General features: G+C 62.2%; 7 protein-coding genes. 1 reads left to right on the top strand and 6 read right to left on the bottom strand.

All coding sequences use genetic code 11. From position 1 onward, the window contains the following. From B4E36_RS06190 to B4E36_RS06210, 5 genes are all read right to left on the bottom strand, one after another. Nucleotides 1-188: LysE family transporter (locus B4E36_RS06190; protein ID WP_345900129.1), on the bottom strand; the 188-nt coding region annotated here is incomplete at its 3' end. 3 nt (nt 189-191) lie between these two features. Next, nucleotides 192-1,646: a dihydropyrimidinase gene (gene hydA, locus B4E36_RS06195; RefSeq protein ID WP_292054398.1), complete on the bottom strand. Its 1,455-nt coding sequence runs from the start codon at nt 1,644-1,646 to the stop codon at nt 192-194. 54 nt (nt 1,647-1,700) lie between these two features. Further along, on the bottom strand, nt 1,701-1,901 hold the full coding sequence (locus B4E36_RS06200; protein ID WP_292054401.1) for a hypothetical protein: 201 nt from the start codon (nt 1,899-1,901) through the stop codon (nt 1,701-1,703). After that, entirely contained in the window at nt 1,898-2,290 is a 393-nt protein-coding gene (locus B4E36_RS06205; RefSeq protein ID WP_292054403.1) for an endonuclease domain-containing protein, read from the bottom strand. Before B4E36_RS06205 ends, B4E36_RS06200 begins: the two co-directional genes overlap by 4 nt. A 170-nt stretch (nt 2,291-2,460) precedes the next feature. Further along, nucleotides 2,461-3,708, bottom strand: a complete 1,248-nt coding sequence (locus B4E36_RS06210; protein ID WP_292054406.1) for a Zn-dependent hydrolase — start codon at nt 3,706-3,708, stop codon at nt 2,461-2,463. A gap of 213 nt (nt 3,709-3,921) precedes the next feature. On the opposite strand from B4E36_RS06210, the gene rutR reads away from it, so the two are divergent. Further along, entirely contained in the window at nt 3,922-4,557 is a 636-nt protein-coding gene (gene rutR, locus B4E36_RS06215; RefSeq protein ID WP_292054409.1) for an HTH-type transcriptional regulator RutR, read from the top strand. A 9-nt stretch (nt 4,558-4,566) separates the two neighbouring features. Here the strand turns inward: rutR and B4E36_RS06220 are convergent. Continuing rightward, nucleotides 4,567-5,016, bottom strand: a 450-nt coding sequence (locus B4E36_RS06220) for an EAL domain-containing protein (RefSeq protein WP_345900130.1), incomplete at its 5' end; no start/stop codon positions are given.

The following is a 5,016-nucleotide window of genomic DNA, read 5'->3' on the forward strand; positions in this document are numbered from 1 at the left end:
GAGGCGACGCCCGCGGCAGACAGCGCGAAGTAGATCGCATTCGTCGTCAGAATGCCGGCAGCGGCGGCCTGCGAGCGCCAGAACCCCTGCCGCATCGACAGCCCGACCACCAGCAGCACCGCCGGGCCGGGAGACAGACAGAGCAGGAATTCGGTCGCGGCGAAGGCCGCGATATTGGACCAGTCCATGGCTCAGACCCCGGAGCGAGGAATGCCGGAACGCTCGACCTTGCGCGGCGCCACCAGTTCCTTCCAGGTGGAAAGTGCCTTGTTGACGGCGGTGAAGGGCTTGCGGGCGACGAACTTACCGTGGCCTTCCTCGGTCTTCACCGTCGCCTCCTCCACGACCACCTTGCCGCGCGACAGCGTGAAGCGCGGCAGGCCCTTCACATGCTTGCCCTCAAAGACGTTGTAATCGATCGCCGATTGCTGGTTCGAAGCGGAAATCGTCTTTTCGCGGGCAGGGTCCCAGATCACGATATCGGCATCCGAGCCCACCAGGATCGCGCCCTTTTTCGGGTAGATGTTGAGGATTTTCGCAATATTGGTGGAGGTGACGGCGACGAACTCGTTCATTGTCAGCCGGCCCGTTGCCACACCATATGTCCACAGCATCGGTAGCCGGTCTTCCAGCCCGCCTGTGCCGTTCGGGATCTTGGTGAAATCGCCGATGCCGGTGCGCTTCTGGTCGGTGGTAAAGGCGCAGTGGTCGGTGGCGACGCAGGAGAGCGAACCGGCCTGAAGCCCAGCCCAGAGACTGTCCTGATGGCTCTTGTTGCGGAACGGCGGCGACATGACCCGGCGGGCGGAATGGTCCCAGTCCTTGTCGAAATATTCGCTTTCATCCAGCGTCAGATGCTGGATCAGCGGCTCGCCATAGACCCGCATCCCCTTCTGGCGCGCGCGACGGATCGCCTCGTGGCTCTGCTCACACGATGTGTGGACGACATAGAGCGGCACGCCCGCCATGTCGGCAATCATGATCGCGCGGTTGGTGGCCTCGCCCTCTACCTCCGGGGGGCGCGAATAGGCATGGCCTTCCGGGCCGTCATTGCCCTCGGCGAGCAGCTTCGCCTGCATGCTGGCCACCACGTCGCCGTTTTCGGCATGGACCAGCGGCAGCGCGCCAAGTTCGGCGCAGCGCTGGAACGAGGCATACATCTCGTCGTCATTCACCATCAGCGCGCCCTTGTAGGCCATGAAATGCTTGAAGGTGTTGATGCCCTTGTCCTTGACGATGGTTTCCATCTCCTCGAACACCTGTTTGTCCCACCAGGTGATCGCCATGTGGAAGGAATAGTCGCAGTTCGCCAGCGTCGACTTGTTGTCCCAGCGCTTCAGCGCGTCGAGCAGCGACTGGCCGGGGTCGGGCAGACAGAAATCGACCACCATCGTGGTGCCGCCGGCGACGGCAGCGCGGGTGCCGCTTTCGAAATTGTCCGACGAATAAGTGCCCATGAACGGCATTTCGAGATGGACATGCGGATCGATGCCGCCCGGCATCACGTAGCAGCCGGCGGCGTCCAGCGTCTCGTCGCCGGAAAGATCGGGACCGATCGCGATGATCGTGCCGCCCTCGATCTTTAGATCGGCCTTATAGGTGAGGTCCGCGGTCACGACCGTGCCGCCCTTGATGACTGTGCTCATAACTGTTCCCTTCATGCTTTCAACGGGCGGTTTTCCGCTTCTCGTTATTTCTGTTCACTTGATCCGCCATTTTGGCCGCGGCGGAATGTTGTCTTCAAGACCCTTCGGCGCCCCGGTCGGGTTTGGCTTGACCGCGCCTCGGCTTTTCGCGGGGCCGGAGAGCTTCTGCGGCCCGGTATCGGCGGTGACCGACGAGGCGGGTTTGGCACCGATGAAGCCGCGAGAGCGCAGCGGGGGCTTTTGCGTGGACTTCATTGGGCGTGCTCCGTGGCGAGTGAGAAACGTGTGGCGTCGCAGGCTTCCGTCAGGCGGTCTTCGAGAATGGCGACTATGGTTTCGAGGACGTCATCCCGCTGCTTGAGCACTTCGTCATTCCAGAATCGGATAACTGAAAAACCTGCCTTGTTGATATAAAGCGTCCTCGCCACATCTTTCATATTCTCGGCATGTTGCGCGCCATCCAGTTCGACAACAAGTGCTTTTTCGCGGCAGGCGAAATCGGCGATATAGGGGCCGATCGGATATTGCCGCACAAACTTGAAGCCATTCAGATTGCGGTTTCTGATCTCGCGCCAGAGCGCTTTCTCTGCATCCGTCTCATTGCGACGAAGTGTGCGTGCGAATTCAGTCCGCGTGTTCGGCATGAGCCCCCCTCATCCGGCCTTCGGCCACCTTCTCCCCTCAGGGGAGAAGGGGCGGCGCTTCGCGTCTTGGACAGTGATTGCGATGTTATTCAGAAAGCGCCCCACGCTCCCCCTCTCCCCGTGGGGAGAGGGTGGCGCGGATGCGCCGGGTGAGGGAACGGCGCCTGCGATCATTCCACAATCTCCGCCGTCTTCAGCACCGCCCTCAGCAGCACATCCGCCCCGGCGACCGCCCATTCCTTCGAAATCTCCTCGGCCTCGTTATGCGACAATCCGCCGACGCAGGGGCACATCACCATGGTGGCGGGGGCCACCTTGGCGGCCCAGCAGGCGTCGTGGCCGGCGCCGGAGACGATGTCCATATGGCTGTAGCCGAGCTCGACGGCGGCCTCGCGGACATTGCCGACAAGCTCGGGATCGAAGGTGACGGGGTCGAAATGGCCGACCGCCTCCACCGAACAGCCGACACCGAGCGCCTCGCAGATTTCGGCGGCCTGCTTCTCGATCGCGGCGCGCATGCCATCAAGCTTGTCCTGATCGACGGTGCGGATATCGACGGTGAAGGTCACCGTGCCGGGCAGCACATTGCGGGAATTCGGCTTGAACACCATCTGACCGACGCCGCCGACGGCGTTGGGCTGGGCGTCCATCGCCACCTTCTGCACCATCTCCAGAATGCGCGCCATCGCAAGGCCGGCATTGACGCGCATGGCCATCGGCGTCGAGCCGGTATGGGCCTCCTTGCCGGTGAGCGTGAATTCCAGCCACCACAGGCCCTGACAGTGGGTGACGACGCCAATCTGCTTTTGCTCGGCCTCGAGGATCGGGCCCTGCTCGATATGATATTCGTAATAGGCGTGCATCTTGCGCGCGCCGACCTCCTCATCGCCGATCCAGTCGATCCGCTTCAGCTCGTCGCCGAAGCTTTTTCCCTCGTGGTCCTTGCGGCCATAGGCATAATCGAGTGTCAGCTCACCGGCGAATACGCCCGAGGCCATCATCGCGGGGGCAAAGCGCGCGCCCTCCTCATTGGTCCAGTTGGTCACCACGATCGGGTGTTTGGTCTTGATGTCGAGATCGTTGAGCGTGCGCACCAGTTCCAGCGCCGACAACACGCCGAGCACGCCGTCATATTTGCCGCCGGTCGGCTGGGTGTCGAGATGGCTGCCGACATAGACGGGGAGCGCGTCCGGGTCGGTGCCCGCGCGCGTCATGAACATGGTGCCCATCTTGTCGACGCCCATGGAAAGCCCGGCTTCGTCGCACCATGTCTTGAACAGCGCGCGGCCCTCGGCATCCGCGTCGGTCAGCGTCTGGCGGTTGTTGCCGCCGGCGACCCCGGGGCCGATCTTCGCCATCTTCATGAGCGCGTCCCAAAGGCGGTCGCCATTGATCCGCATGTTTTCGCCTGCCGCCATTTTTTGCTCCCCTGTTCCCATTTGCGCCATTGCGGCGTCTGTGGTGTTTTTGACCGGTTGGTAAACTTTACAGCTTCCATCGCAAGGCTCAAGAGATCAAAATGAAATTCGGCGGCAAATTTGGCAGAAATTGCCCAGCTTTTCGGCATGAATTGATTTTGGGCAGAAACAGTCTATGGAATGCTGGGCAGAACGAGAAGAAAGCGGGCGAAAATGACGGCACGGGCGGCGAAGACGCAGCGGCGCACACGCATCCAGGTTGCGAAGGAAGAGGTGATTCTCGAAGCCGCCCTCGACGTGTTTTCGGCAAACGGCTTCCGCGGCGCGACGGTGGACCAGATCGCCGAGGTCGCCGGCATGTCCAAGCCCAACGTGCTCTATTATTTCCGTTCCAAGGAAGCCATGTTTTCGGCGCTGATCGAGAGTGTCATGGACATCTGGCTCGATCCGCTCAGGGTTTTCGATGTTGACAAGGACCCGGAGGCGGAGCTGCGCTCCTATATCCGCCGCAAGCTGGAGATGGCCCGGGATTTTCCCCGCGAAAGCAGGCTGTTCGCCAATGAGGTGATCCAGGGCGCGCCCAATACCGAGGCCTTTCTGAAGGGCGATCTGAAGGATCTGGTCGATGAAAAGGCCAAGGTCATCCGCGCCTGGCAGAAGGCCGGCAAGCTGCGCAAGGTCGATCCCTACCACCTGATCTTCTCGATCTGGGCAACCACCCAGCATTATGCCGATTTCGACGTCCAGGTGCGTGCGGTTCTCGGCGAGGGGCTGGCGGGCGAGGGCCGGTTCGAGGATGCGGCGCGCTATCTCGAAACGCTGTTCGTCAACGGTCTGATCGTGCGGTGAAGTCGGCCGTCAATCCGCTACCGGCGGATCGGCGTTGACGTCGAACTGTTCGACCCAGCGGCGCTCCCGCGCGAAGCGCTGAAACGCCTCGTTGTCGAGCGGCGGGGCGAAGAAGAAGCCCTGAAACGCGTCGACGCCGAGGTCGCGAAGGATCCTGGCGTGTTCCAGCGTCTCCACGCCCTCGGCGATCACCTCGATGCCGAGCGCCTGGCCGATCTCGACGATCGAGGCGACCAGCCGGCGCTGGCTCTGGCCGGTGGTGATCGGGAAGACGAGCTGCCGGTCGATCTTCAGGCGTTTCGGCTCGAGCGCGAGCAGGCTCAGGATCGAGGCGTAGCCGGTGCCGAAATCGTCGATTTCGACATCGACGCCGAGGGCCTTGATCTGGGCGACGCTGGTTTCCAGGCTGGTGCCCTGCTCGTCGAAGGAGATCGATTCAAGCAGTTCGAGGCATAGCGA

The sequence above is a fragment of the Martelella sp. UBA3392 genome (assembly GCF_002358775.1).
In the GTDB taxonomy this organism is placed as follows: Bacteria; Pseudomonadota; Alphaproteobacteria; order Rhizobiales; family Rhizobiaceae; genus Martelella; species Martelella mediterranea.

Coding starts and splice junctions, on each gene's coding strand:
- hydA (WP_292054398.1), bottom strand. CDS start 1,646: ATGAGCACAGTCATCAAGGGCGGCACGGTCGTGACCGCGGACCTCACC.
- B4E36_RS06200 (WP_292054401.1), bottom strand. CDS start 1,901: ATGAAGTCCACGCAAAAGCCCCCGCTGCGCTCTCGCGGCTTCATCGGT.
- B4E36_RS06205 (WP_292054403.1), bottom strand. CDS start 2,290: ATGCCGAACACGCGGACTGAATTCGCACGCACACTTCGTCGCAATGAG.
- B4E36_RS06210 (WP_292054406.1), bottom strand. CDS start 3,708: ATGGCGGCAGGCGAAAACATGCGGATCAATGGCGACCGCCTTTGGGAC.
- rutR (WP_292054409.1), top strand. CDS start 3,922: ATGACGGCACGGGCGGCGAAGACGCAGCGGCGCACACGCATCCAGGTT.